Raw genomic sequence first — 21,015 nt, 5'->3', positions numbered from 1 at the left:
GCGAAGTCTCCTCCTTGGTGGTGGTCAGCGGCGCCGGGGCGGCGGGCCGTACGGCGATGTCCAGGCCGGGCGGTCGCGGCGGGCCGCCGGGGCGGCCTGGCGCAGGGCACTGCGGAGTTCGGTCATCGCCGCGGCGGAGGCCTCGATCACCGGGCGCAGGGCCTTCATGAACGCCCGGACGGGTGCGAGGGCTTCAGCCATGACTGCGCGCGCCTCGGCGACGACCAGGTGCGTGTGCGGACCGTCCTCCCGGCGACGGCGCTGGGCGACCGCGGTGACGGCCTCCTCGACGGTCAGGCCGTGGAGCTTCACCAGGCGGCCGATCAGGATGAGCGCGGCGCGGGCGGAGGCCTGCTCGGGGGTCATCAACTCGGGTCCTTCCGAAGGATGTCGGGGGTCAGGTCGAAGGCAACACCGACCGCCTCGGCGATCTGGTCGCGACGCTCCGGGGACGCCGGCGGCGCGGGCTCCTCGGGCGGGTGGAGCGCTTCGGCGAGATGGCCGAACGCCTCGGCGAGGGCGGCGCCGACCAGGCGGCGGGGCACGCGCGCGCGGTATGCGAACCGGACACCTGGATCACTGTCCGGACCCTCGCTGTCCGGACGTGTCCGGACAGCGTCCGACCTGGTGGGCAGGGGTCCGCAGTCAGATGTCTCCTCGATGTCCCGAGGCGTCCGGACCATCCCTCCGGATACGTCCGAACGCTGTCCGGACGTGCTCACGGGCCGACTCGCACGAAGCCGGTCGGCCCGGCTGGTGGCCGCGCCTGGTCGTGGGTGAGGATCGGCACGCCCGACGTCAGGCCCGTGCTGTCCTCCGGGACCGCTGCCGCCGGGGGCGGAACGAGGAGCGGGCGGCCGGGGCGCGGCAGCCACATCGGGTGGTCGAGGCGGATCAGGACGTGCAGCATCTCCGCCATCCGGTCGGCCATGTAGCGGGCGCACTCCGGGGAGACGTCGAGCGGCCACCCAGCGTGGGACTGCTGGAGCGCGTAGACGAGCTCCTGGGCGGTGGCCGGCCGGGCGCCGGGCGACGGGTTCAGCGCCTCGTCCCACTGGTAGTCGCAGCGCTGGCAGCGGCGCTCCAGCCGCTTGGGCAGCGGGCCGCGCCGCTCCAGGCGGCCGTTGTACTCCTCGATCACGTGGGCGGTCGCGTGCCGGAAGACGGTGAACGCCTCCAGGTTCGAGCACATCGCGCACTCGGTCTCGTCGCCGGAGAACGGCGGCAGCACCGTCTCGGGCTGCTCGGCCTTGGGGGCTGCGGTGTCGGGGTGGGTCATCTGCCGATCCTTCGGTTCGGGGTGCGGGCCCTGCGCAAGGAACCGCAGTTCCTCATACAGGGCCGGGGATAGTAGGGGGTTCAGCGGGGTCGGGTTCCGCGCGAGCGCTCGTGGTTGAGGACGTCGCGGCAGTTGACCGTCCGGCAGCCCTCTTCGACGTAGCGGCCGTGGACGCAGCGGTCCCGGTTGTAGCGGGGGTCCTCGTCGCGGCGCGGTGCGCGCCGGGCGGGGTCGGTGGGCCGCTTGTGCCAGCCCATCGGCTCGTCCTGGGTGCCCGGGTCCCAGGCGGCCACGCTGTCCGCGACGAGCTGCGGGTCTCGCGGGTAGCACCACCCGTGGTCGTAGGCCCATTCGCCGTCTTCGTTCTTCGGCAAGGCGATCAGCCGGATGTTGAAGCCCTGCCAGATCCACACGTACCGGTGGGTGCCGTCGGCGGCGAGTTCGTAGCCCTCCCAGTGCTCGTCCAGGATCGGCGGCTGATGGATCTTCACGGGTTGGTCCCTTCGGGTCACGGTAGGGTGCGGCCGGTGCGGAGCACCCGGATGATCTGGGCGGAGATGTGGGCCGGCTGGTCCGGCGGGGCCAGGAGCGGCGCAAGCGTTCCGCCAGCGGGCGCGTCGGGGTGGGCGGTGCCCCAGGACCACTCGGGTCGGGCTCCGCCCCACACCGCGTACAGGTGCTCGCCACGGGCGGCCGCGTCGGGCAGGCCGAAGGCGCGCCGCTCCAGCGGGACGACGATGCTGTGCTCGGTGGCGTGAGCGGCGGACCAGCCGCAGGCGGTCAGGTCGGCGACGACCGCCGCGGTGAGTTCGGCGGGGACCTCGTTCCACCGCAGCGGGTCGCCGTACGCGCCGGTCACCACGACGGGCTCGTCGGGGCGCTGGGCGGGCACAGCTCGGGCCGCCTGAGCGGGGTCTCGCCCCGGTCCTGGTCGTAGTCGACGGCGGCCAGGCGCTCGAGACGGCTCGCGCCGTTCTCGGGGGCCAGGGTGGGGGGCGGCTGGTTCACCTCGTGTCCTTTCGGGCGGGGAATGCCGGGCACGTCAGGGAGTGGTGGCCGCCGAGGCTGGTCCACCAGGTCTCGCAGCGGCAGCCGGGCGGGATGGCGGTCGCGCGCTCGATCGCGGCGAGGTCGGCGACCGGGCCGGGGAACTCGGCGCCGTGCCGGTAGGCGGCGACGACGCGGACCAGGCGGGCGGCGTTGCGGCACTCGCGATGTATGCCGAGGAGCAGCCCGACCGACGTGCCGAACAGGGCGACGGCGTACAGGTCTTCGCCGGCGTCGATCGCGGAGGTTCCAACGAAGATCGCGACCAGGTAGCCCGCCGCGTACAGCGAGATCATCACCGTCCGGGCGTTGTTCACTCGGTGCGTCCTTCCTCGCGGAGGCGGCGCTGCTCACGCACGATGTGCTCGGCGGCGGGCACGGCCATTGCGTACACCGCGGTGATGCAGTCGCCGAGGGCGTCGGTGCCGTCGCGGACGGCTGGTTCGGCGATCGCCCAGAACAGGGCGTCCGTGGCGTCGTGGTCGCGGTTGGCCCACGCGGTGATGAAGCGGGCGGCGAACCGTACGGGCGGCGGCAGGTCGTCGATGCTGGCGGCCCCTTCGAGGCCTTCGAGTGCGATCCCGTACGTGGTTCCGGGGGTGTTGGTCTCTCTGGCCTCCTTGGACGCGGTCTCGGCGAGGGAGCCGAGGAGCGCGTACGTGGAGTGGGGTCCGGCGTCCACGATCGGCTGGAGGGTGTCCAGGCCGCGCTGGAACTCGCCGGTGAATCCGTACGCGAGCGCCTGGAGGATGGCCTTCGGGTCGGGGGCGGGCATCGGGTGTGGTCCTTCCGGTCGTCGTACGGTGGTCCGGGCCGCCCGCCCCGGTTGCTGCGGGGCGGGCGACCCGTGATGCTCGGTCATACGGCAAGGAGCGCGACGACGGCCGCGGTACGGTTCTGCGCCTCTTCCTCCGGCGTCGACAGGGTGCTCACCTGCCGGTCTGCCGCTTCGCGCGGATCTCGCGGGCGACGTCGACGCCCGGCCAGTTGTCCAGGCCGGCCAACTCCAGGCAGCCCAGCCAGGCTGCGCGCTCCTCCAGGTCGACGCGGGCCTGGCCGGGGTCGAGCTGGCCGGACGCGGCGAGGCAGGCGGCGATCACCACGGCGTCCGGGATCTTCGCCGCGAAGGCGATGCTGGCACCGGCGCCGGGCAGGTCCAGGGCACAGCCGCCGGTCTCGTTGACGACGGCCCACACCGCGCCGGATTCGTGCTTGAGCAGGCCGCGCGGGTCGAGGGTGTCACCGGTCCAGTCGGCGGCGTCCAGGGCCTCGGCGACGCCGATGCGTTCGTTCCACGTCATGACGTGATCTCCAGGTCTTCCAGGGGCTGTTCGCTGTCGATGTGGGCGTGAAGCTCGCGGAGCCGGGCCAGGGCCTTACCGTCGCGCTTGTTCAGCGCCCTACGGGCGAGTTCGGGCAAGGCGGCCCAGCAAGCGCCGCACAGGTACCAGCGGACCGGCTTCGGGTTCCGGCACGACCGGCACGGCGTCGCGGTGTACGCGCCGCGTGGCAGGGACTGGCCGGTCACGGCTCGCACACCTCGCAGCGCTTGCACACCTTCGGGTCAGCGCTGATCGTCAGTGGGATGGCCTCACGGCCGAGGTCCGTGTACCAGCCGCACCGTGCGTAGTGGTACGAGTAGCCGTCGTCTTCCGGGCCGGACCGGCGGAGGTGGAGCATCCCGGTGCCGGAGCGCAGGTGTTGCGACGCCGGGCGGTTGGTCCTCGCCAGCGCGCGGGACTCCGCTGCGGTGTACCCGCCGGGTAGGCGGGTCACTTCGCGGCCTCGGTGGCGCGGAGCAAGGCCAGGTGCTCGGCGTGGAGCCGGCCGACCTCCGGGGTGCAGTACCGGGCGAGGGCCGCGGGGTCCATGCCGCTGCGGCACTCCGGGCCGATGCCGAGCGTCTTCGACGTCTCGTCGCTGAGCACGCGGCCGCAGCTCCAGCAGCGGAACCTCAGGTCGGCGAAGCACCGCGCGGCGGCCTCGGGGCTGGCCGCGATGGCGGTAACGACCTGGTCCAGGTACGTCCGCCGACTCCGCGACCACGCGGCGACGAACACCTCGCGGGCGGCGCGCTCCTGCGGGACGTCGGCACGCCGGGGAACCGCCGGGCCGTACCAGGCCTTCGCCGGCCAGGGCTTGAGCGCGTTCGTACTGGCGGTGCGCGTGCGCCGCCAGTAGGTGACGGTGTCCGGGTCGTCGGGGGCGAGAACCGCGTAGTAGCCGTCCTCGATGGCGTCCAGCTCGGGCCAGTCGAGCGCGGGGGCCGCCATCAGGCACCCGGCGCGACGTAGGGGGCGCGGCCGATGCCGGGGCAACGCTGGCCGGTCGAGAACCCGGACAGCGTGATCCCGTTGTGGCGGCCGACCTTCCCGCTGCTCGTGAGGTGGTACGTCATGTTGCAGACCGGGCACTCGCCGCGCGGCAGCACGCGGACGGGCCGCGGGTCGTTCGGGGCCTTCATCGATCGGTCTCTCCTTTGTCCTGCTGCGTGGCGGGAATGCCGCGCCTCTGGGTCTTGGACGGGTGTCGGCCGCTGAGCATCAGCGCGCGGGCGACCGCCTGCGCGCCGTACCGTTCGGTGGCCGCGTCCTGGCCGTGCTCCTCGACGTGCAGCAGCACGTCGCCGGGCACGAAGTCCTCCGGGATGGGGCGGGCCGGCCGACGCACGGTCGGCCCGCAGAGCAGACAGCCGTTCTCGGCGGTCGGGTCGAACGGGCTGCCGGGGTGCCGCACGCAGCGGTTCGCCCGCACCGCGCCCCGGGCTCCGGCGACGGCCGCGCGGGCCTTCTCGATCTCGGCGGCCAGCTCGGTCAGCGTCTGGTCGTTCACGTCGTGCCGGGTCGCGAACTCGCACAGAGCCCGTAGGGAGGCACCGATCGCGGGGAGGAAGTCCGGGTTCACGCGCCTACCGCCTGTCGCTCGTCGTTGCCCCGAGCTGCGTGGGAGACCGGGCGGGGGTTCTTCTCCCGCCAGCCGTTCATGTGTTGGTTCACCTGGTGGTCGAGCCGTGCGCCCCAGACCCCTGCGTCACCGAGGACCCGGCGGTACCGGCCTTCCTCGGCGCCCTCGGATTCCGTCCAGGCGTCCACGGCGGCCTGTGCCGTCCCGCTGGCCTCGGTCTCGACCTCCCAGCGGGCGGACATCTCGGTGGCGGCGCGGGCGATCTGGCGGCGCTCCACGGCCCGCTCCTGGCAAGCCCGGCAGTCGCCGCCGCCGATGATCAGCCCGTCCTCGCAGCCGGGGTCGGGGCAGTCCTGGTTCAGGAGCGCGGCAGCGAGCCACGAGTTTCTGTTCCGGATGCGGTCGCACCCCTCAGGGTTCTCGAGGCCCCTGCGAAGAGCAGAGCAGCCGGAGGCGGTGCACTGGTCGCAGCCGCGGTAGCCGGCCGCCGCCCGGGTCTCGGCGTGCTCGCCGTACCACCGCCTGTTCAGCCTGGCGATGACCTGCTCCGGGGTGCGTCGCGGGATCCCCGCCGCCACGTTGCCGTCGAGGAGGTCGTTGATCGCCCGGTGCAGCCCGGGGAACAGCTTCGTGCCAGGGGCAGCAACAGCGCCCGGGATCGCGGCGCGGACCATCTCGAACCCTGCGGACTCCTTGCGGGGCCGGGTCTTCGTCGTGGCGGGACGGGGTGACTTCGTGCGCTGGGTGGGGAGATTCGTTCGGGACGCGGCGGAGCCGCCTTCGGCCTGACCGCTTTCGTCCGCCGCGCCGTCGTACTCGTCCGCACGTGCACAACCACCTGCACTTTTGCCTACGGCGTCAGCAACAGCGGAGTCTTCTCTCGTCTTCTGGGTGATCGTCTCCTTAGAGACTCGGGGGTCCTCCGGGTCCCGGGAAAACCCGGAGTCGGGGCTGACCTGCGGCGATGCGGCGTTGTCCCAGGTCGGCCCCGAGTCCGGGTTTTCCCGGAGCCGGGGGCCGCCCTTCTGGCCCAACTTCCCGCGCCTCGCCTGGACCTTCCTGAACGCCGTGGCGGTGGGCGGGATGACCTCTACGCGTCGTGCCTGGGGGTCTTCGTCGCGGATCACCGCGAGCAGTTCCTCAACCTCGGCGTCGGTCGCCGGCGGGGCGTAGACGGCCATTTCCGTGCGCCACTGGTTCAGCGCGCCCATCACGCGGACCTTCACGACGTAGCGGGCAACCTGGAGCATCCCCATGGTCTTCGCCAGGGTGTCCTCGCCATAGCCGTACTCCAGGCCGATGTCGGCGAGCGTGATGTCCCAGCCGTCCCGGTGGCGCAGGAACACGGTCAGGAGCCCGAGCGCCGTCAGGTCCAGGTTCTTGGAGTCGTCAACGGTCTCGTTCGGCACCTGCGCGAACCGGGGCGGGCGACCGCTCCGTTTCCTCATGGTGTCTCTTCTCGGTCGTGCTCGGGTGGGTTCTGACCAGGCGTTATGTGCCTGATCCCTAGATCACTATGGCCTAAACTTTAAAGTTTGGCAAGAATGGCCATAGTGGAGACTGTGGTGATCGCTTAGACTCTGGTCATGACCGCTGCCACGAAGCCCGTGCTCGCCCAGGACGGCGTCCAGGAACTCCCGCTGACCCACGCCCGCGCCCAGCTCACGACGCTGATCGAGGACGCCCGCGAGCGGGACATCTTCACCGCGCTCACGGTCCGGGGCCGCCGCAGGATCTGCCTCGTGACGCCCGAGTTCTATGAGCGCGCCCTCGTCGCACTCGGCGAGACCCCCGAGCCGTCCAGCGCCTGACATCTGGTTCATCGCCGGCCGCCCGCCCTGCGGCGGTACGCGGCGAGGTCGAGCACGCCCGTCGGCAAGGCCACCGGGCGCTTCTGCGCGGCCTGACGCTGCCGGGCCGGGCACGTCGCAACGTGCGGAACGAACAACTTCTCCCAGCCCATCAGCGGCAGTTCCTCGGAAGGCCGACGCGACCGACGGGTGCCCGTCCCGTCGCGGTAGACCGCGGTGTTCCCGGTCTCGTCCGGCTCCGGGTCGACGGCAAGGCGCTTCCCGGCGTCGGTGACGGTCCACAGGACTTCGCGGTGGCAGTCGAAGCAGGTGGAGCGCCTGTTCATCCGCGGTCTCCTTCCAGTGGCGAGCCGGCCGTGGGGGGGCCCCGGGGCGGGGGGGGGGGGGGGCCCGGGGCCCCGCCCGGCGGGGGGTGGGGTTGGTGGGGGGGGGGCGGGGTGGTTGTCGCGCGGGGGGGGCGCGCCCGCGGGGGGGTGTCGGCCCCCCGGTGTGGGGGGGGGCCGGCGCGGCGGGGGGCGCCCGGTGCACGCGGCGGTCGGGGGGGTGGGGGGGGGGGGGCGCCCCCCCCGGGGGGGGGGGGGGCGCCACGGCTCCAGGTCAGTCGCAGAGGTCGAGGTCGATGCCGTGGCGGCGGCTCGGCTTCTTGCTCGCGGTCGGGGACAGCTCCGGCTGCTTCACCGACGGCCGCCCCATCGGGGGCGGGGTGGCCGGTCGGGTCGTGGCCGGGAGCCGCTTCTCCAGCGACGGAGCCTTGGGCTCGGCCGCGGGTGCCTTCGGCGCGGCCGGTCGGGGCTTGGCCGACATCGGGGCCTCCACGGCGACGAGCGCGAACCAGTCGCACCCGTCGCCGTTGCCGTCGTCGCCGTCGTCCCCGCTGATCGCCTGGCAGCCGGCCAGCAGGACCAGCAGCACAGCGAAGACGATCAAGGCTCCGGTCACTGCCCGGGTCGTGCGCTCCCGCTCGTTCACTGGCCGGCCGCCGTCAGCCGACGCGGCCGATGGCGCAGCTCGACCTTGGCCTCCAGCAGCAGCGTCCGCGCCAGCCCGTACGACAGGTCGTGCTCGGCCGCCAGGGCGCGGATCGAGACTCCGCCGTCGGAGTAGGCGTCGGCCAGGGTCTGACGCAGCTGGTCACGGTCGTCGCCGCGCCTCCTCGGCCGCCGCGTCAGCTCGTGGCGGGCGCCGCGCCGCTCCTGCGAAGGGGTCGTCAGGTCAGTGCTCATGGTGCTCAGTTCCTTCTGTGGGGTGGTGGTGTCGAGCGGCGCGAGCGTCCAGCTCGGCCGCGTAGGTCACGAGCGACCGAAGCGACTCAGCCCGCTCGGCTGGTGAAGCTCCGGCCGCCGCCACGAGGGCGGTGACGTGGTCGTGGTCTCGATTCGCGTACGCGGTAACCAGGCGGGCGGCGAACAGGCCGGCAGGGTCGTCGGCGGCGTCGCCGAGCTGGTCCAGGACCCACGCCTCGCCCCGGTCGAAGTCGGGGCCGCAGTGCAGCGTCAGGAGCGCCAGGCGGGCCGCGTGGGCCATCACCCGGCACGTGGCCAGCAGGTCGAGCGCGTCGCCTCGGTCTGCGATGCGGGCGGTGATCTCCACGGTGAGGGCGTCGTCCTGGGCGCGGGCAGCCTCCAGCGCTTCCCGCGTCCAGAGCGTCAGCAGTCCCGGGCTCAGCACGCCTGCCCCTGCTCACAGCTGCCCCTGCTCACAGCTGCCCCTGCACGCTGTGCGTCCGGACGATCCCGGCGATGTCGGCCAGGGACTCCTCGGCGCACACCTTGTCGGAGGGGATGCCCTTGTCGTCCCGCAGGTGCGTCGGGTACCCGCAGTACCGGCACGGCTGTTCCTGCCAGTCCCAGTGCTTCGACGTCCCCCAGTCGAGCAGCCCGTTGACCGGGAGCGACGACGAGTTCAGCTTCGGGACGGACAGCTTCGGAGCCTCCCTACGCCGCCGTGGTGGCATCGGCCGCCCCCTTCTCCAGTTCCCGCTCCTTGCGCCGCTGCTTCTCCGCCGCGCGCCGGGCCTGCCGCAGGAGGTCGGCGCGCTCCTCCTCGTCGAGGCCGCCCCACACGCCGTAGTCCTCGCGGTACGTCAGGGCGTGCCCCAGGCACTCGGCCTGGACGGGGCAGCGGACACAGATCGCCTTGGCGTCGCCGGCCAGCACGGAGGCCGGTACGCCGCCCCTGCCGACGGGGAAGAACGCGGCGGTCTCGGCCCCGGCGCACTCCGCGTCGTCGCTCCAGTGATGCGCCCGGGGCAGAGTCCGGTGGTCGTTGGGGTGAGGGATTCGCGGCATCGGTAGCTCCTTGCTTCGTCGTCGTGTCCGGATAGGTCGCGCGGACATGTCCGGACCCGTGTCCGTGCTGGTCAGGGCTAAGGGCGGTCGCCGGGGCGGCTATTTCCGAGGGGTCGTCCCCGTCGTGTCCGGACGCGTCCGGACACGACGGGCGGTGCCGTCCACGGCGAGGGGAACGCCGGACGCCGACGCCGAGGGAGCCCGTCCCGAGGAGCAGCGGCCACCACACGTGGGCCGTCGTGGTCACCGCGTCCATCGCGGTGACGTAGGCCAGGAACACGTCGATCAGCCACATGGCGAGAGCCCCATCTCCCCGTGCCAGCGGTCCACCGTGCGGGCGGCCAACCCCAGCCGTGCCCCGATCACGGCCGCCGACTGTCCGGCCTCGGTCATGACCTGCACGGCCCGCCGCTGCTCCGCGTCGTTCAGCGGCGGACAGACGCCCCTGCACAGCGCGGCGCGCTCCACCGCGACCAGGTCGACGCCCTTGTCCCACGTCGAGCCGTGCATCACTCCGCGTCCCCCTCACGAATCAAGCGGTCGGCGAGGTGGGCCCCGGCCAGGCAGCACGGGTAGTCGCACGTCGGCCGTACGTTGCCCACGGGCTCCCGTTGGTGGTGCCAGCGGAAGGCCAGCCGGTAGCCCGTCTCGACCTGCCCGTGCCAGGCGACCAAGGGCGTACCGCGCTGCCCGGTCGGCCCAGTCCAGTGCAGGTGGCCGCCGTCGACGGCGACGGTCCGCAGGGCGAACGCGTCCTTCCACGAGGCGGCAGGGCCGGGGCGGGCCTTGCCGGGCGCAGCAGCGCCCGGCAGGGACTCACCGGCGGAGTCGAGAGCGGCAGAGATCTCGTCCGATGTCACGCCTCACCCCGTCCTGCGGGGCCGGGGCATCTTGCCCACCAGGTCTGACCGGTCCAGCGACGAGACGTGGCGGGCGACGACGATCAACGTCCGGGGGTGCTCGACGTCCAGCTCGGCCACGCCGTACACGGCCGTGATCTGCGCGTCGTCCAGCCACGCGATGCCGTTTCCGGCATCCGCGACGTGCTTGACCATGTTGTCGACGTCGATCCGCTGCCGGTCCGGGCGGAAGAACACGCACGCCAGGGCGAGGTTCCCGCTCCACGGCTGCCGGAACGACCGCCGCAGCGACCACCCCGTCTTCGTCTCCGCCGCGGTGTCCGCCTCCGTCTTGTACGCCCGCCCGTTCCCGAACCGGGGGCGGGCCTTGCTCGCCGGGTCACCGTTCATGACGAGGAACTCGTACTCGGTGACGCCCGGCGCGAGCGCCCCTGCGAGGAGCCGAGCCCGCTCCTGGTCGAACTCCCGGCCACCGGAGGGCAGGAGACTCGCCGCCCGGACCGGTCCGGGGCCTTCTCCAGGCGTTGCCGGTGCCGCGCTCACTGGTCCTCGCCGTCGTCCACGCCCATCCAGCCGGCGGGCAGAGGAGCCGAGTTGCGGTAGCCGGTCAGGACCAGGCCGTCGGCGTTCTCCGCGCGGCAGTTCGCGTCAGCCGTCAGCCACCGGCCGGGCAGCGAGTCGACGTCGAGCCCGCTGTCCGTGGCGATCTGATCCATCAGGACCGTCACCGGCTCGTCCGGCCGCCACGCGACAACCTCGACCCTCGCGGTCCGCGTCTTCTTGTCGACGTCCACGACGCGCACCGCGGTGGCCGCCCGCACCTCGTCCTTCGCCATCAGGTACGTCAGCCCCAGCGGCGTGATCGCGGGCATCCCGTGGACGAGCTGCGCCAGACCCCGCACCTTCAACTGCGGGAACGGCTCGCCCGGCTCCGCGACGACCTTGCCGCCCGCCAGGTCCCGGAGCAGCAGCTCGGCCGCCTCCGGGATCGGCAGTTCCTGCGCGAGCCGCGTCACCCGGACCTGCGCCAACATCCACGCCGACGTGTGCTTCGTCGACTCCGCCGAGCACGGGCAACTCGCCACCGTCTCGCGGAACGCGTCGCCGACGTGGCCCAGGCAGCGCATCACGCTGGTACGGCCCTTCTCACACAGGGCCGCGGTGCAGCATCCGCAGCGGGTGCAGTCCGGCTGCGCGGGCCGGACGTACTCCGGGCCGAACGTCTCATCCATGGGTCTCTCCTGACGTCTTTGTCGAGGTGGAGGTCTTGCAGGAGCGGCACCGGCGAACACCGACGTCGAGCGTGTGCGGGGTCTCGCGCGCCTCAGCGGGGCACCACGCGAACAGCGGGCCGCGCCGGAACACGGCCGAGGCCGGGCGCTGCCGACGTGCCCCGCGCAGCAGCGGCGCCAGGAGGGCGATCACGGCGAGGGCGGCCATGCATCCGGCCAGGGCGGCGCTCACGGGCTCCGCCTCGCCGACGGGACGAGCGGCCAGTCCGTACGGACGGTGGCGACCCGGTACTCCTTGCCGGGGGTCTCCGCGAAGTGTGCGCGGAGCCCTGCCTGCTGGTCGGCCGCCCACCGGACTTGCTGCTCGTGCAGCTCTTCCAGCGGCGCCTTCCCGATCCACGGGAACTTGTCGGCGATGGCCCGGGTGACCGCGCACGCGGCGACCGCGTCGGCCCCGGCGTCGTGTGCGCCGCCGTGGACCACCGCGTACGTCCGGCACAGGTCCTCAAGGCGGCGCGTTCCGCGCCGGTACCGGTCGACGTACTTGTCGAGAATCCGCGGGTCCAAGACGAGCGGCACCGACGCGGAGAACAGGCTCCGCACGTCGTGGCGCTCGGCCTCGTGCTCCAGCATCGTCAGGTCGAACGGCGCGTTCATCACCACGAGCGGCTGGCCGGCTTCGACGGCGGCAACCAGGGCGGCAACGACCTCGGCCACCACCAGGGCGGCGGGCTGCCCCTCCGCACGGGCCTGGTTGGTCGTGATGCCGTGAAGGCGCGTCGCCCCGGGCGGGATCTCCACCCCGGGGTCAGCCATCCAGGTGCGGGACCGGGCGGGCCGGCCGCCGTCGTACGAGACGACGGCGGCCGTGACGATCCGGTCAGACTCGGGGCTGACCCCGGTCGTCTCCAGATCGAACCCACACAGGGGACCGGAGGTCCAGGTCACCGACGGGCCCCCTTGCGGCCCTTGCGGGTCGTCCGGCGGGGCTGCGACCGCTTGCGCGGCAGCGGCCGGTTGCGGGTCTCCTGCGGGCTCTGTGACTCCTCGGCCCGCTCGTGAGCCTCGTCCGCGTCGTCCTGGAGGTGCGTCTCCTCGGCCGGGGCGTGGATGATCTGGACCTCCCCGGCGTCCCCGGCCTCGTCCGCCTTGAGCAGGGCGACCAGTTCGGCAGACATCGGGACGACCTTGTGCAGGCGGCGCAGCGCCGACTTCTTCCACATGGCGTTGAAGTCGGTGTGCCAGAACGAATCGGCCTTGCCCGACTCGACCGCCCGCCGGTACGCCGCGCTGTACTCGTCGCGGATCTCCTCCGCGTCCTCCCGGCTGAGCACGATCACTTGGGAGCGGGCACCGGAGGCCATCCAGCAGAAGGCGTACGCCAGGATCGGGGCGCCGCGCTCCTTCTTCGGGAGGTCGACGCGCGGCTTGTGCGTGAAGTCCAAGGGCGCCGGAGCACTGGGCTCGAAGCTCCACTCGTCGTTCTCGTGGACCATCCCGACGTGCACGGAGCCGACCCGGCCCGAGCGGTACATCAGCTCGACGTAGCCCTGGGCCATCGGCACGAACACGGCCGTCTTGCCCTCGCGCTTGATGACCGCGTGGCGGCCGTCGGGGATGAGGCCGAACCGGGCGCAGGTCAGGAGCGCCTGGCGCAGCGACGCCGGGGTGCAGTGGACCAGTCCCGGCAGGGCGGCCCGTACGGCGGACAGGAACACCTTCACGTCGATGTGCGACGGCAGGGCCCGCGTGAAGTCGTTGCCGTACTGCTCCAGCCAGGCCAGGGCCTGGTCGGCGACGTCGTCGCCCTCGGCCTGGGCCGACGTGTGCAGCTGGGCCGGGACCGGCCCCTTCACGTCCTCGGCGAGGTCCTGCACGGTTGCGTCGGCAGCGGGCTGCTCGGTGGTCGCCGCGCGGACGCGGTCCTTGAGCGTGGACAGAGACATGATCAGATTCCCTTCGCGGGGACGATGAGGCGGCGGGCCCGGAACTCCGCGTAGACGTCGGGCTTCTCGCCCTTGAGCCGGTCGACGTCGAGGACGGGCGCCATGTGCGTGTACTCGGCGGCCAGTTCGGGGTGCGCCTCGGCGAACTGCTTGCTGGCGAAAGTGCCGTTGGCCTTCCAGCTCCAGGCCGGCTGACCGCCCGACTTCGCGATCTCGTTGTCAGCGGTGAGCAGCTTCATCTCGTTCTCGACGAGCCGCAGATCCTCTTTGATGGCCTTCTCACGGGCCTTGACCTCGGCGTGCCGGGCGCGCAGCGCCTTGGCCTGCTCCACACCGATCTCGGCGATGGTCTCGGCCTTCACGGACCAGAGCTTGGCGAGCAGGTCGGAGGTCGCCTCCAGGCCGTCAGCCGGGGGCTCGATCCCCTCCACGACGTGGCGCTCGAACCACCGGCCGCAGTAGTCGACGAGGTACTCGATCATCTCCTCGTCGCGTTCCAGGCGGGACCAGCGGAGCTTGTTCCCGCCGACGAGCGCGGCCACGAAGCCGTGGTCCCAGCCGCCGACGGCCATGCCCCAGTGGCACTGGATCGCGGGGGCATCGGGGACAGCCCCGTCCTCCCACTGGTCCGCCTGGTACTCGCTGCGGTTCTTGCACTCCAAGACGCCCGAGGCCGGGCCAGGCCGCTCGAACGTCAGGCGGTCGACGTTCACCCTCATCCAGGGGTGACCGACGTGCACGAGCGTCCCGGGTGCCTCGGACGTGGCGACGCCGGACCGCTTGGTGAACATGTGGGCGATGAAGTCCTCGATCTCGGACCCGATCTCGGCGGCCTCGCTCTCGCGGAACGTGGACCTGCCGTGCTTCTCCTCGAAGACGTGGCGGGGACCGGTGTAGCGGCCGCCCAGGCCGAGGATCCCGGCGATGTCGGAGCCACCGAGTCCGAGCCGCCGCGCGGCTTCCCACTCCTCGTGGGACGCGTCGGCGGGCAGCAGGAGGCGGGCCGTCGGCGCATCGGCCAGTGCCGGGCTCTGTGTCGGCATGTCGAAGAGGGCCATATCCGTCTGGATCACCTGGCGTCCTTCCGGGCGAGGCGGCGGAGCCCGGCGAGGGCCTCGATCTCGGCAGCGAGCCCCACGCGGTCCGTGGCGGTCCACGCCGCGGTGGCCGGGTCGTCGCCGCGCTCGACCGCCTTCAAGGCGTCCGACAGGCGGGCCCGGAACCACTCCGGCTGGTCGCTCGCCGCGATGCGCGGCTCGGCGACGACGCCGATCGGGCGGGGGTCACGCGGCAGGACGCGGATGGCGGCCTTCGGGGCGGGCGCCGGCGTCACAGCCGCGTCGGAGTCGCCTCCGCCGAACACGGCGCCGTGCGCGGCCCCGGTCTCCGCGAGGTACACCGCAGCCTTGCGTGCGGACCAGCGCTGCCCGGCCTGCCGCGTCAGCTCCTCCTCCACGAGGTCGGCCGCCTCGTGGTGGCCGTGCCGTGCCAGGAACTGGGCGGCCTGCCGGGCGGTGAGCCCCCGGGTCTCGGCCGCCGCTGAGTTCAGGAGCACCACCGCACCGGTGAACGGGCCGGCGTTCGCCGGACCCGCCTTGAGCGCCCGCGCGGCGTCCCGCTGCTCCTCGACGTCCCGCTCGTCCTGGAGTCGGCGGTGCTCCGTGAGTACGGCGGCGTACGCGTCCAGGTGGCCACACGGGTTCGTCCAGCGGTCGACCGTGTACCACTCGCCGTCCTCGCAGAAGCGGTAGGGAACGGCCCTTCCACGAGGACCACCGCACTCCGGACACGAAGCCGCGACGGTGATCGTCACGATCCCGACCCCGGTGTAGCCGCTGCTGGACCCCCGGTCGCACACCCGGTACGTCATGGTCAGCGGGCGCGGCTCCAGGTTGGGCGTCCAGGCCACGTAGCGGACCCACAGGGCCTCGCCGGCTTCCACCCGTGCGTGGTAGGCCTCGAAGGTCCCGCCCGGCGCGTACGCCTTGAGGCGGGTCGCCCGGCGTACGGCGTTGGCCATGCTGGGGACGCTGGTGGACAGGTACACGCCGACGTGCTGCCACTCGCCCGGGGCAGCCTTGGCCGCCGCCGCGACGGCGGCGTGATCAACCATGAGGGTGCGCGTCATCAGCTGGCACCGCCGTTCTCACGGCCGCCGCCGAGGGCGTCGTCGAGCGGGGTACGCGGCGCCGTCAGGCTCGCCGACAGGGCACGCCTCGTCTTGGCGTGTGCCGGGTGCCGCAGCGGGGCGCACAGCTGGCACCTGCGCGGGTCATGCGGAGGGCTACAGTTCTTGCTCACGGTTCCTCGATTTCGAGTGGTTGAGGTTCCTGGCGGCGCCGGGGCGGCGATCAAGGCCGGGCATGGCCCGTCGTCCCCGGAGCTGCCGCCTAGGAGGCGGTACGGGCGCGTCGAGACGCACCGGCAGGGCGAATGGACTTGAGGGAGAGCACCGGTTCGGGCTCTGCCGCCTGGCCGCGCTCGTCGGCGAGGGCCGCAGCGTGTTCCAGGGCGGCGTCCGAGATGACCGAGTGCATCTCCTGGATCAGAGCGAGTTCGCACTCGCAGAACACGGGCGCCGACCCGTACTTCTGGTGAGGCAGGCGTGAGATGTTGTCTTCCAACCACCGGCGGTAGCAGCCCAACTTGCGGGCCGCCTGCTCGTAGTTGAAGTTCCGGACTCGCGTGCACCGGCAGTAGGAGCGGCGGCTCACGCCGCCTCCTCGGTGCGCGACACCGGGACCTTCGCGACCAGGCCGGCGACCAGGTCGTCGAGCGTCGTTCCGTACGCGACGGCGATGGCCCCGAGCGTCCCAACGGTCGGCATGGTCAGCCCCGCCATGAGGCGGGAGATCGTCGACTCCCTGACGCCGGTGCGGACAGCGATGTCGAAGTTCGTCGTGTCGCCGACCGCTTGGGCCTTCTTCGAGAGGACATCCGCGCGGAAGCGCAGAGGCGTTGCCATTGGACCCCCCTTGTGTGATTCCACGTCTTGCATGCGTGCACGGCTTGCATGCAAGCCACAACGTAGAGTCACGACTTGCACGCATGCAAGCCAGACACGAAGAGTGGTTTTATATGAATAATTTCGGGATCCGGGAGGGTGGGTAGGGCTCCCGGCTGCGACGATGCCTTCGCACGCCCCCTACCTGCGCCTTTGCACGCATGCAAGCCACTCCCGACTGGCATGCTCGCGCGCTAGCCTCCCGCGTATGCGGAGTACGGATCACACCACCAGCAGCGCAGCCAAGGCTGCGCGTTTCGGCAAGATCGTCGCCGAGCTAGCGATCAAGGCGGGATACGACATTCGAGCCGGCCAAGGCGGCCGAGCCATCCTCACCCGCGACATCGGAACGATGAGCCCCTCAGCCGTCGGCCGGATGCTCGACGGAAAAACCCTTCCAATGCCCCATCAACTGGAACCGATTGCTCGAACGCTCAATGCGGACGTTCGAACGCTCCTGGTCTCCGCAGGGGTGATCTCCCGTCAAATCTGGCCAAAAGACGCAGAGTTGAATGTAACCTCTGCTACTTCACGCACACAGCCTCCGACTCCCGACGAAGCGGCCGACATGTGGGGGATCACAGAGCCCGGGATTCGCAGCATGCTCGTCAGCAGCGTCACCCAGGCCATCCGCCTGCAGAACGAGTTCGACGTCCGCAATGGTGCCGAGGGGGAGGCCGTGGGACAGGGGAGGTAGCAGGATGCGTCGTAAATCCGCCATCGTCTGGACCGGTGGGGTCATCTCAGGGGCGATCGCCACGGTCACCGTCGCTCTATGGCCACGACTCCCTATCAGCGACCGGATGATGGTGCTCGTCGTTATGAACGTCTTGCCCACACTGACCTGCACCCTGCTCGGCCTGCACATCATGCGAGGGTGGCTTGAGAAGCACTCCGAGCAGACCCGGCAGGAACACACCACGGCTGCCGTCGAGCGGACCAGATTCGCTGGCGAGATGACCAAGCGCATGACGGAGATCGCGCAGCGCGAGAAAGCCCTGAATGCCGCCGCCAACGACTCCGAGGCCAGGATGGGACAGCTGCTCCACCTCGTCCTGGAGGAGCGCGAGGCCCGCGCCAGGCTCCAGGACGAACACGACGAAGTGACCGACGACTACAACAGGGTCGTCAGCGACTCCCTCCAGCAGTACGCGGAGACGTTCCGCCCCCGCGTTGCGCACCCGGCGGAGCCAGCGAAGGAAGCGCACCTGATCCGCATGCCAGCCCGCGCCACTCACCAAGAGAACCCGACACACGAGCAGGCATGCGGAGACCCCTGTTAGCGCTCCCGACGTGGCGGGAGGCGGTCCCCGCCAGTTCGACTCCGCCCCTCCACAGAACGTCAAGGCTCTCTGCGGAGGGGCGAGTTTCGGCCGTCTTGGCCGGACTGGGCTCCAAGGCCGCAGCACCAACCACGGGCCTCACCTCATCATTGGCCTGAGCTGCGCAGTCCATCCGAGCGTTCACCCCACGACTGCGTCGTTGTTCCCGTGGGAACATGAAGGCGCGTCAGACGGGCCGATGCGGGGCAATGCGGGATGACGCGGGAAGGTCCAAGTCGTTTGCGACGCAGGTCAGAGAAAGACCGCAGGTCAGACGGCTACTGTTGATCGCTTCCTTGGTGAGCTCGACTGTAGCCACGGTTTCCAGACCTCCTGATTGAGCCGTCTGCTCCTTGAACGAACGACCTGTCCCGCGCATTCCGCCTCGAAAGGGGGCGGGCTAGAACGGGTGCCCGGCCGGGGTGCTGCGCGCCGTGGTCCAGCGCAGCTCGGTGAAGGCGTCCAGGTTCGCCTCGCCGCCGAAGCGGGCGCCGGTGCCGGAGGCTCCGACTCCGCCGAACGGGGCGACGGCCTCGTCGTTGACCGTCTGGTCGTTGATGTGCGCGATCCCGGTCGGGATCCGCTCGGCCAGCTCCATCCCCCGCGCCGCGTCCCGGGTCACGATCCCGAGCGAGAGACCGTACGGGCCCGCCGAGGCCAGCGCGACCGCCTCCTCCTCCGTCGCGAAGGACCGTACGGGCGCGACCGGGCCGAAGACCTCTTCCGCGTAGGCGGGGGTGTCGTCGGCGACGCCCGCGAGGACGGTCGGCCGGTAGAAGAGGTCCCGGTGGGTGCCGCCGGCGACGAGCTTGGCTCCCCGCTCGGTGCTGGCCTCCACCAGCGCGTGTACGCGGTCCAGCTGGGCGCGGTCGATCAGCGGGCCCAGGTGGACCTGCTCGCGGTACGGGTCTCCGACGGCGAGCTCCTCGGCGCGCGCCGCGAGCCGCTCGACGTACTCGTCGTAGAGCGAGGCGTGCACGAGGTGGCGTCCGGCGGTCATGCAGATCTGGCCCTGGTGGAAGAAGGAGCCCCAGGAAGCCTGGGCGACGGCGGACCCGATGTCGGCGTCACGGAGCACGACAAGGGCGGAGTTGCCGCCCAACTCCAGGTGCAAGCGCTTGAGATGACGGCCCGCCAGTTCTCCGACGGACCGGCCCGCCGCGGTGGATCCGGTGAAGGACACCACCTGGACTCCCGGGTCGGCGACCACCGCGGCGCCCGTTGCGGCGCCGCCGGGCAGGACCTGCAGCAGGCCGCACGGCAGTCCGGCGGCGGCGAGGACCGCGGCGAGGGCGAGGCCGCCGCAGACCGCGGTGCGCCGGTCCGGCTTGAGCAGCACCGCGTTGCCGAGGGCGAGCGCGGGCGCGACCGAGCGGATGGAGAGGATCAGCGGGGCGTTGAAGGGGGCCACGACCCCGACCACCCCCGCCGGGACCCGGCGGGTGAAGGACAGCCGGGGCGCTTCGCTCGGCAGCACCTGCCCGGTGGGGCGCGAGGCCAGCGCCGCGGCCTCGTAGCACTCCTGCGCGGCGACGTGCAGCTCGAAGTCGGCCTTGCCGGGGATCGAGCCGGACTCGCGGACCAGCCATTCCCGCAGCTCGTCGGCGTGGGCGGTGAACAGGTCCCCGGCGCGGCGCAGCACGGCCGCCCGCTCCGGGTGGGTGGCGCGCGCCCAGTCCCGCTGCGCCGCGCGGGCCCGTATGGCGGCCTCCGCGACATCGGCGGGGGCGGCGAGGTCGATGGTGGCGAGGGTGCGGCCGGTAGCGGGTTCGACGACCGGGGCGGCGCCGCCGGTGAGGGTGGGTCCGTCCTGCCAGAGCGTCGGGTCGAGGAGCGGCATGGCGCGGGGCCTCCGGTGGGGATGGGCGGGGGTGGCGGGGGGGGCGGCAGCACGCGCCATCGTGCCAGACCGGAGGCTCCACTTCTGTTCAGTTATTGGGCAGTTGAGGCCGATCGCTGACCGGAAACGATCGACGCGCCAGTGGGGTGGGGGTCAGCGCTCCAGGACGAGCGCGATGCCCTGCCCGACCCCGATGCACAGGGCCGCCATACCGGTGCCGGAGCCCGCCGCCGCCAGCTGGTGCGCGACCGACCCGGCCAGCCGGGCGCCGGAGGCACCGAGCGGATGGCCGATGGCGATGGCGCCGCCGCGCGGGTTGACCACGGCCGGGTCGAGCTCCGGCCATGCCGCGAGACAGCCCAGCGCCTGCGCGGCGAAAGCCTCGTTGAGTTCGAAGGCGGCGAGGTCGGCGAGCCCGCGGCCGGACTTGGCGAGCGCCCGCTGCACGGCGTCCACCGGGCCCAGGCCGAACAGCTGGGGCTCGATGCCGGTGACCGCCGAGGCGCTGATCCGGGCGAGCGGCTCCCGGCCGGTGGCCGCCAGGCCCTCCTCGTCGGTCAACAGCAGGGCGGCGGCCCCGTCGTTGAGCGGGGAGGCGTTGCCTGCCGTGACCGTACCGGTGCCGTCCTTGCGGAAGGCCGGCTTCAGCCGGGCCAGCGCCTCGGGCGTGGACCCCTCCCGGATGCACTCGTCGCGCAGGAGGTCGCCGCCGGGGTACGGGACGACCTCGTTGTCGTACAGCCCGGCGGACCAGGCGGCCGCCGCCTTGCGGTGGCTGTCCAGGGCGAAGGCGTCCTGCGCCTCACGGGTGATGCCGTGCTTGTCGGCGACGAGTTCGGCGCCCTCGCCGAGCGAGCCGGTCCACTCCTCGGGCATCCGCGGGTTGGTCATCCGCCAGCCCAGGGTGGTGGACCACATCTGCTGGTGCCCGGCCGGGAAGGCCCGCTCGGGCTTCTGCACGACCCAGGGGGCGCGGCTCATCGACTCGACCCCGCCCGCGATGGCGACGGAGGCGTCACCGAGCGCGATGGCGCGGGCCGCCTGGATCACGGCTTCGAGGCCGGACCCGCACAGCCGGTTGACGGTGACCCCGGGGACGCTCACCGGCAGCCCCGCCAGCAGCACCGCCATCCGGGCGACGTCACGGTTGTCCTCGCCCGCGCCGTTGGCGTCGCCGAAGACGACGTCGTCGATACGCGCCGGATCGAGCTCGGGCGTACGGTCCACGAGCGCGCGCACGACGTGCGCGGCCAGGTCGTCCGGCCGGACCCCGGCGAGGGCGCCGCCGAACTTGCCGATCGGGGTGCGGACGGCGTCGACGACGTAGACGTCGCGGACGGTGCGGATGCTCATGGGGTCTCTCCTGGGCGGATCCGTACGGGCGGTGGCGCGTCGGTGCCGGTGTGGGCACCAGGACACGCCTCCGGGCACGCCCGGTGGGGCGCGCCCGCAGTCTCCGTCCGCAGGTCACCGCCTGTCAAC

Annotated in this window: 37 protein-coding genes; 3 read left to right on the top strand and 34 right to left on the bottom strand. The window is 72.2% G+C overall.

Annotated features, from left to right (window positions below):
* Nucleotides 1-24 precede the first annotated feature (24 nt).
* The 15 genes from ACIQZO_RS35000 to ACIQZO_RS34930 form a co-directional block, all read right to left on the bottom strand.
* A complete protein-coding gene (locus tag ACIQZO_RS35000; RefSeq protein ID WP_403634370.1) occupies nucleotides 25-366 on the bottom strand; it encodes a hypothetical protein in 342 nt (113 codons plus the stop codon).
* Entirely contained in the window at nucleotides 366-545 is a 180-nt protein-coding gene (locus ACIQZO_RS34995; RefSeq protein WP_403634368.1) for a hypothetical protein, read from the bottom strand. The genes ACIQZO_RS35000 and ACIQZO_RS34995 overlap by 1 nt, the downstream gene beginning before the upstream one ends.
* 173 nt (nucleotides 546-718) lie before the next feature.
* A complete protein-coding gene (locus ACIQZO_RS34990) occupies nucleotides 719-1,279 on the bottom strand; it encodes a hypothetical protein (protein WP_403634365.1) in 561 nt (186 codons plus the stop codon).
* An 80-nt stretch (nucleotides 1,280-1,359) separates the two neighbouring features.
* Complete coding sequence (locus tag ACIQZO_RS34985) at nucleotides 1,360-1,770, bottom strand: hypothetical protein (RefSeq protein WP_403634363.1); 411 nt, start codon at nucleotides 1,768-1,770, stop codon at nucleotides 1,360-1,362.
* A gap of 17 nt (nucleotides 1,771-1,787) precedes the next feature.
* The gene (locus ACIQZO_RS34980; RefSeq protein WP_403634360.1) at nucleotides 1,788-2,171 is read right to left on the bottom strand and encodes a hypothetical protein; all 384 of its coding nucleotides are present in this window, start codon (nucleotides 2,169-2,171) and stop codon (nucleotides 1,788-1,790) included.
* Nucleotides 2,135-2,287 (bottom strand): hypothetical protein, encoded by a 153-nt coding sequence (locus ACIQZO_RS34975; protein ID WP_403634358.1) that lies wholly within the window; start codon nucleotides 2,285-2,287, stop codon nucleotides 2,135-2,137. The genes ACIQZO_RS34980 and ACIQZO_RS34975 overlap by 37 nt, the downstream gene beginning before the upstream one ends.
* Nucleotides 2,284-2,643 carry a hypothetical protein gene (locus ACIQZO_RS34970; RefSeq protein WP_403634355.1) on the bottom strand — a complete coding sequence of 120 codons (360 nt, stop codon included), beginning with the start codon at nucleotides 2,641-2,643 and terminating at the stop codon, nucleotides 2,284-2,286. Before ACIQZO_RS34970 ends, ACIQZO_RS34975 begins: the two co-directional genes overlap by 4 nt.
* Entirely contained in the window at nucleotides 2,640-3,101 is a 462-nt protein-coding gene (locus ACIQZO_RS34965) for a hypothetical protein (RefSeq protein WP_403634352.1), read from the bottom strand. Before ACIQZO_RS34965 ends, ACIQZO_RS34970 begins: the two co-directional genes overlap by 4 nt.
* A gap of 154 nt (nucleotides 3,102-3,255) precedes the next feature.
* Nucleotides 3,256-3,627 carry a hypothetical protein gene (locus tag ACIQZO_RS34960; RefSeq protein WP_403634350.1) on the bottom strand — a complete coding sequence of 124 codons (372 nt, stop codon included), beginning with the start codon at nucleotides 3,625-3,627 and terminating at the stop codon, nucleotides 3,256-3,258.
* Nucleotides 3,624-3,854 carry a hypothetical protein gene (locus ACIQZO_RS34955; RefSeq protein WP_403634348.1) on the bottom strand — a complete coding sequence of 77 codons (231 nt, stop codon included), beginning with the start codon at nucleotides 3,852-3,854 and terminating at the stop codon, nucleotides 3,624-3,626. The genes ACIQZO_RS34960 and ACIQZO_RS34955 overlap by 4 nt, the downstream gene beginning before the upstream one ends.
* Complete coding sequence (locus ACIQZO_RS34950) at nucleotides 3,851-4,102, bottom strand: hypothetical protein (RefSeq protein WP_403634345.1); 252 nt, start codon at nucleotides 4,100-4,102, stop codon at nucleotides 3,851-3,853. The genes ACIQZO_RS34955 and ACIQZO_RS34950 overlap by 4 nt, the downstream gene beginning before the upstream one ends.
* Nucleotides 4,099-4,599, bottom strand: coding sequence for a DUF6011 domain-containing protein (locus tag ACIQZO_RS34945; RefSeq protein WP_403634342.1), 501 nt, complete (start codon nucleotides 4,597-4,599; stop codon nucleotides 4,099-4,101). The genes ACIQZO_RS34950 and ACIQZO_RS34945 overlap by 4 nt, the downstream gene beginning before the upstream one ends.
* Entirely contained in the window at nucleotides 4,599-4,790 is a 192-nt protein-coding gene (locus tag ACIQZO_RS34940) for a hypothetical protein (RefSeq protein ID WP_403634340.1), read from the bottom strand. Before ACIQZO_RS34940 ends, ACIQZO_RS34945 begins: the two co-directional genes overlap by 1 nt.
* Nucleotides 4,787-5,230, bottom strand: a complete 444-nt coding sequence (locus ACIQZO_RS34935) for a hypothetical protein (RefSeq protein WP_403634337.1) — start codon at nucleotides 5,228-5,230, stop codon at nucleotides 4,787-4,789. The genes ACIQZO_RS34940 and ACIQZO_RS34935 overlap by 4 nt, the downstream gene beginning before the upstream one ends.
* On the bottom strand, nucleotides 5,227-6,678 hold the full coding sequence (locus tag ACIQZO_RS34930) for a hypothetical protein (protein ID WP_403634335.1): 1,452 nt from the start codon (nucleotides 6,676-6,678) through the stop codon (nucleotides 5,227-5,229). Before ACIQZO_RS34930 ends, ACIQZO_RS34935 begins: the two co-directional genes overlap by 4 nt.
* Nucleotides 6,679-6,816: 138 nt before the next feature.
* On the opposite strand from ACIQZO_RS34930, the gene ACIQZO_RS34925 reads away from it, so the two are divergent.
* Nucleotides 6,817-7,041, top strand: a complete 225-nt coding sequence (locus tag ACIQZO_RS34925) for a hypothetical protein (RefSeq protein ID WP_403634332.1) — start codon at nucleotides 6,817-6,819, stop codon at nucleotides 7,039-7,041.
* Nucleotides 7,042-7,049: 8 nt separating this feature from the next.
* On the opposite strand, the gene ACIQZO_RS34920 is transcribed toward ACIQZO_RS34925, so the two are convergent.
* The 17 genes from ACIQZO_RS34920 to ACIQZO_RS34840 all read right to left on the bottom strand — a co-directional run bounded on the left by ACIQZO_RS34920 (nucleotide 7,050) and on the right by ACIQZO_RS34840 (nucleotide 16,332).
* Nucleotides 7,050-7,367 (bottom strand): hypothetical protein, encoded by a 318-nt coding sequence (locus ACIQZO_RS34920; RefSeq protein ID WP_403634331.1) that lies wholly within the window; start codon nucleotides 7,365-7,367, stop codon nucleotides 7,050-7,052.
* A 271-nt stretch (nucleotides 7,368-7,638) separates the two neighbouring features.
* A complete protein-coding gene (locus tag ACIQZO_RS34915) occupies nucleotides 7,639-7,980 on the bottom strand; it encodes a hypothetical protein (RefSeq protein WP_403634329.1) in 342 nt (113 codons plus the stop codon).
* Between the two features lie 26 nt (nucleotides 7,981-8,006).
* On the bottom strand, nucleotides 8,007-8,264 hold the full coding sequence (locus ACIQZO_RS34910; protein WP_403634326.1) for a helix-turn-helix domain-containing protein: 258 nt from the start codon (nucleotides 8,262-8,264) through the stop codon (nucleotides 8,007-8,009).
* Nucleotides 8,254-8,709, bottom strand: a complete 456-nt coding sequence (locus ACIQZO_RS34905; protein WP_403634324.1) for a hypothetical protein — start codon at nucleotides 8,707-8,709, stop codon at nucleotides 8,254-8,256. The genes ACIQZO_RS34910 and ACIQZO_RS34905 overlap by 11 nt, the downstream gene beginning before the upstream one ends.
* Before the next feature lie 28 nt (nucleotides 8,710-8,737).
* Nucleotides 8,738-8,995, bottom strand: a complete 258-nt coding sequence (locus tag ACIQZO_RS34900; RefSeq protein ID WP_403634322.1) for a hypothetical protein — start codon at nucleotides 8,993-8,995, stop codon at nucleotides 8,738-8,740.
* On the bottom strand, nucleotides 8,976-9,329 hold the full coding sequence (locus ACIQZO_RS34895; protein WP_403634320.1) for a WhiB family transcriptional regulator: 354 nt from the start codon (nucleotides 9,327-9,329) through the stop codon (nucleotides 8,976-8,978). The genes ACIQZO_RS34900 and ACIQZO_RS34895 overlap by 20 nt, the downstream gene beginning before the upstream one ends.
* A 285-nt stretch (nucleotides 9,330-9,614) precedes the next feature.
* Complete coding sequence (locus tag ACIQZO_RS34890; RefSeq protein WP_403634317.1) at nucleotides 9,615-9,839, bottom strand: hypothetical protein; 225 nt, start codon at nucleotides 9,837-9,839, stop codon at nucleotides 9,615-9,617.
* Nucleotides 9,839-10,189, bottom strand: coding sequence for a hypothetical protein (locus tag ACIQZO_RS34885; protein WP_403634316.1), 351 nt, complete (start codon nucleotides 10,187-10,189; stop codon nucleotides 9,839-9,841). Before ACIQZO_RS34885 ends, ACIQZO_RS34890 begins: the two co-directional genes overlap by 1 nt.
* Nucleotides 10,190-10,192: 3 nt before the next feature.
* A complete protein-coding gene (locus ACIQZO_RS34880) occupies nucleotides 10,193-10,732 on the bottom strand; it encodes a RusA family crossover junction endodeoxyribonuclease (RefSeq protein ID WP_403634313.1) in 540 nt (179 codons plus the stop codon).
* A complete protein-coding gene (locus ACIQZO_RS34875) occupies nucleotides 10,729-11,421 on the bottom strand; it encodes a hypothetical protein (protein WP_403634310.1) in 693 nt (230 codons plus the stop codon). The genes ACIQZO_RS34880 and ACIQZO_RS34875 overlap by 4 nt, the downstream gene beginning before the upstream one ends.
* Complete coding sequence (locus ACIQZO_RS34870; RefSeq protein ID WP_403634307.1) at nucleotides 11,414-11,653, bottom strand: hypothetical protein; 240 nt, start codon at nucleotides 11,651-11,653, stop codon at nucleotides 11,414-11,416. The genes ACIQZO_RS34875 and ACIQZO_RS34870 overlap by 8 nt, the downstream gene beginning before the upstream one ends.
* Complete coding sequence (locus ACIQZO_RS34865) at nucleotides 11,650-12,369, bottom strand: exonuclease domain-containing protein (protein WP_403634306.1); 720 nt, start codon at nucleotides 12,367-12,369, stop codon at nucleotides 11,650-11,652. Before ACIQZO_RS34865 ends, ACIQZO_RS34870 begins: the two co-directional genes overlap by 4 nt.
* The gene (locus ACIQZO_RS34860; RefSeq protein ID WP_403634304.1) at nucleotides 12,366-13,367 is read right to left on the bottom strand and encodes a recombinase RecT; all 1,002 of its coding nucleotides are present in this window, start codon (nucleotides 13,365-13,367) and stop codon (nucleotides 12,366-12,368) included. The genes ACIQZO_RS34865 and ACIQZO_RS34860 overlap by 4 nt, the downstream gene beginning before the upstream one ends.
* Nucleotides 13,368-13,369: 2 nt before the next feature.
* Nucleotides 13,370-14,440: a YqaJ viral recombinase family protein gene (locus ACIQZO_RS34855; RefSeq protein WP_403634302.1), complete on the bottom strand. Its 1,071-nt coding sequence runs from the start codon at nucleotides 14,438-14,440 to the stop codon at nucleotides 13,370-13,372.
* The gene (locus ACIQZO_RS34850) at nucleotides 14,437-15,495 is read right to left on the bottom strand and encodes a hypothetical protein (protein ID WP_403634299.1); all 1,059 of its coding nucleotides are present in this window, start codon (nucleotides 15,493-15,495) and stop codon (nucleotides 14,437-14,439) included. The genes ACIQZO_RS34855 and ACIQZO_RS34850 overlap by 4 nt, the downstream gene beginning before the upstream one ends.
* Nucleotides 15,496-15,757: 262 nt before the next feature.
* Nucleotides 15,758-16,081 carry a hypothetical protein gene (locus ACIQZO_RS34845; protein WP_403634297.1) on the bottom strand — a complete coding sequence of 108 codons (324 nt, stop codon included), beginning with the start codon at nucleotides 16,079-16,081 and terminating at the stop codon, nucleotides 15,758-15,760.
* On the bottom strand, nucleotides 16,078-16,332 hold the full coding sequence (locus tag ACIQZO_RS34840) for a helix-turn-helix domain-containing protein (protein ID WP_403634294.1): 255 nt from the start codon (nucleotides 16,330-16,332) through the stop codon (nucleotides 16,078-16,080). The genes ACIQZO_RS34845 and ACIQZO_RS34840 overlap by 4 nt, the downstream gene beginning before the upstream one ends.
* A 247-nt stretch (nucleotides 16,333-16,579) precedes the next feature.
* Between ACIQZO_RS34840 and ACIQZO_RS34835 the strand changes: the two genes are divergently transcribed.
* Nucleotides 16,580-17,068, top strand: coding sequence for an XRE family transcriptional regulator (locus tag ACIQZO_RS34835; RefSeq protein WP_403634291.1), 489 nt, complete (start codon nucleotides 16,580-16,582; stop codon nucleotides 17,066-17,068).
* Nucleotides 17,069-17,192: 124 nt separating this feature from the next.
* A complete protein-coding gene (locus ACIQZO_RS34830; protein ID WP_403634289.1) occupies nucleotides 17,193-17,654 on the top strand; it encodes a hypothetical protein in 462 nt (153 codons plus the stop codon).
* Between the two features lie 439 nt (nucleotides 17,655-18,093).
* Here ACIQZO_RS34830 and ACIQZO_RS34825 read toward each other — a convergent pair whose 3' ends face one another.
* Together ACIQZO_RS34825 and ACIQZO_RS34820 are read right to left on the bottom strand one after the other, a co-directional pair.
* A complete protein-coding gene (locus ACIQZO_RS34825; RefSeq protein ID WP_403634286.1) occupies nucleotides 18,094-19,533 on the bottom strand; it encodes an aldehyde dehydrogenase family protein in 1,440 nt (479 codons plus the stop codon).
* A gap of 153 nt (nucleotides 19,534-19,686) precedes the next feature.
* On the bottom strand, nucleotides 19,687-20,886 hold the full coding sequence (locus ACIQZO_RS34820; RefSeq protein ID WP_403634284.1) for a thiolase family protein: 1,200 nt from the start codon (nucleotides 20,884-20,886) through the stop codon (nucleotides 19,687-19,689).
* Nucleotides 20,887-21,015 lie beyond the last annotated feature (129 nt).

It is taken from the genome of Streptomyces sp. NPDC097617 (genome assembly GCF_044761485.1).
In the GTDB taxonomy this organism is placed as follows: domain Bacteria; phylum Actinomycetota; class Actinomycetes; order Streptomycetales; family Streptomycetaceae; genus Streptomyces.
Note: the sequence above shows the minus strand (reverse complement) of the source record. Positions and strands in the feature narration are given on the sequence as shown.

Coding starts and splice junctions, on each gene's coding strand:
- ACIQZO_RS34820 (WP_403634284.1), bottom strand. CDS start 20,886: ATGAGCATCCGCACCGTCCGCGACGTCTACGTCGTCGACGCCGTCCGC.
- ACIQZO_RS34940 (WP_403634340.1), bottom strand. CDS start 4,790: ATGAAGGCCCCGAACGACCCGCGGCCCGTCCGCGTGCTGCCGCGCGGC.
- ACIQZO_RS34860 (WP_403634304.1), bottom strand. CDS start 13,367: ATGTCTCTGTCCACGCTCAAGGACCGCGTCCGCGCGGCGACCACCGAG.
- ACIQZO_RS34920 (WP_403634331.1), bottom strand. CDS start 7,367: ATGAACAGGCGCTCCACCTGCTTCGACTGCCACCGCGAAGTCCTGTGG.
- ACIQZO_RS34830 (WP_403634289.1), top strand. CDS start 17,193: ATGAACGTCTTGCCCACACTGACCTGCACCCTGCTCGGCCTGCACATC.
- ACIQZO_RS34825 (WP_403634286.1), bottom strand. CDS start 19,533: ATGCCGCTCCTCGACCCGACGCTCTGGCAGGACGGACCCACCCTCACC.
- ACIQZO_RS34910 (WP_403634326.1), bottom strand. CDS start 8,264: ATGAGCACTGACCTGACGACCCCTTCGCAGGAGCGGCGCGGCGCCCGC.
- ACIQZO_RS34835 (WP_403634291.1), top strand. CDS start 16,580: ATGCGGAGTACGGATCACACCACCAGCAGCGCAGCCAAGGCTGCGCGT.
- ACIQZO_RS34900 (WP_403634322.1), bottom strand. CDS start 8,995: ATGCCACCACGGCGGCGTAGGGAGGCTCCGAAGCTGTCCGTCCCGAAG.
- ACIQZO_RS34840 (WP_403634294.1), bottom strand. CDS start 16,332: ATGGCAACGCCTCTGCGCTTCCGCGCGGATGTCCTCTCGAAGAAGGCC.
- ACIQZO_RS34930 (WP_403634335.1), bottom strand. CDS start 6,678: ATGAGGAAACGGAGCGGTCGCCCGCCCCGGTTCGCGCAGGTGCCGAAC.
- ACIQZO_RS34850 (WP_403634299.1), bottom strand. CDS start 15,495: ATGACGCGCACCCTCATGGTTGATCACGCCGCCGTCGCGGCGGCGGCC.
- ACIQZO_RS35000 (WP_403634370.1), bottom strand. CDS start 366: ATGACCCCCGAGCAGGCCTCCGCCCGCGCCGCGCTCATCCTGATCGGC.
- ACIQZO_RS34895 (WP_403634320.1), bottom strand. CDS start 9,329: ATGCCGCGAATCCCTCACCCCAACGACCACCGGACTCTGCCCCGGGCG.
- ACIQZO_RS34960 (WP_403634350.1), bottom strand. CDS start 3,627: ATGACGTGGAACGAACGCATCGGCGTCGCCGAGGCCCTGGACGCCGCC.
- ACIQZO_RS34925 (WP_403634332.1), top strand. CDS start 6,817: ATGACCGCTGCCACGAAGCCCGTGCTCGCCCAGGACGGCGTCCAGGAA.
- ACIQZO_RS34890 (WP_403634317.1), bottom strand. CDS start 9,839: ATGCACGGCTCGACGTGGGACAAGGGCGTCGACCTGGTCGCGGTGGAG.
- ACIQZO_RS34945 (WP_403634342.1), bottom strand. CDS start 4,599: ATGGCGGCCCCCGCGCTCGACTGGCCCGAGCTGGACGCCATCGAGGAC.
- ACIQZO_RS34965 (WP_403634352.1), bottom strand. CDS start 3,101: ATGCCCGCCCCCGACCCGAAGGCCATCCTCCAGGCGCTCGCGTACGGA.
- ACIQZO_RS34875 (WP_403634310.1), bottom strand. CDS start 11,421: ATGGATGAGACGTTCGGCCCGGAGTACGTCCGGCCCGCGCAGCCGGAC.
- ACIQZO_RS34990 (WP_403634365.1), bottom strand. CDS start 1,279: ATGACCCACCCCGACACCGCAGCCCCCAAGGCCGAGCAGCCCGAGACG.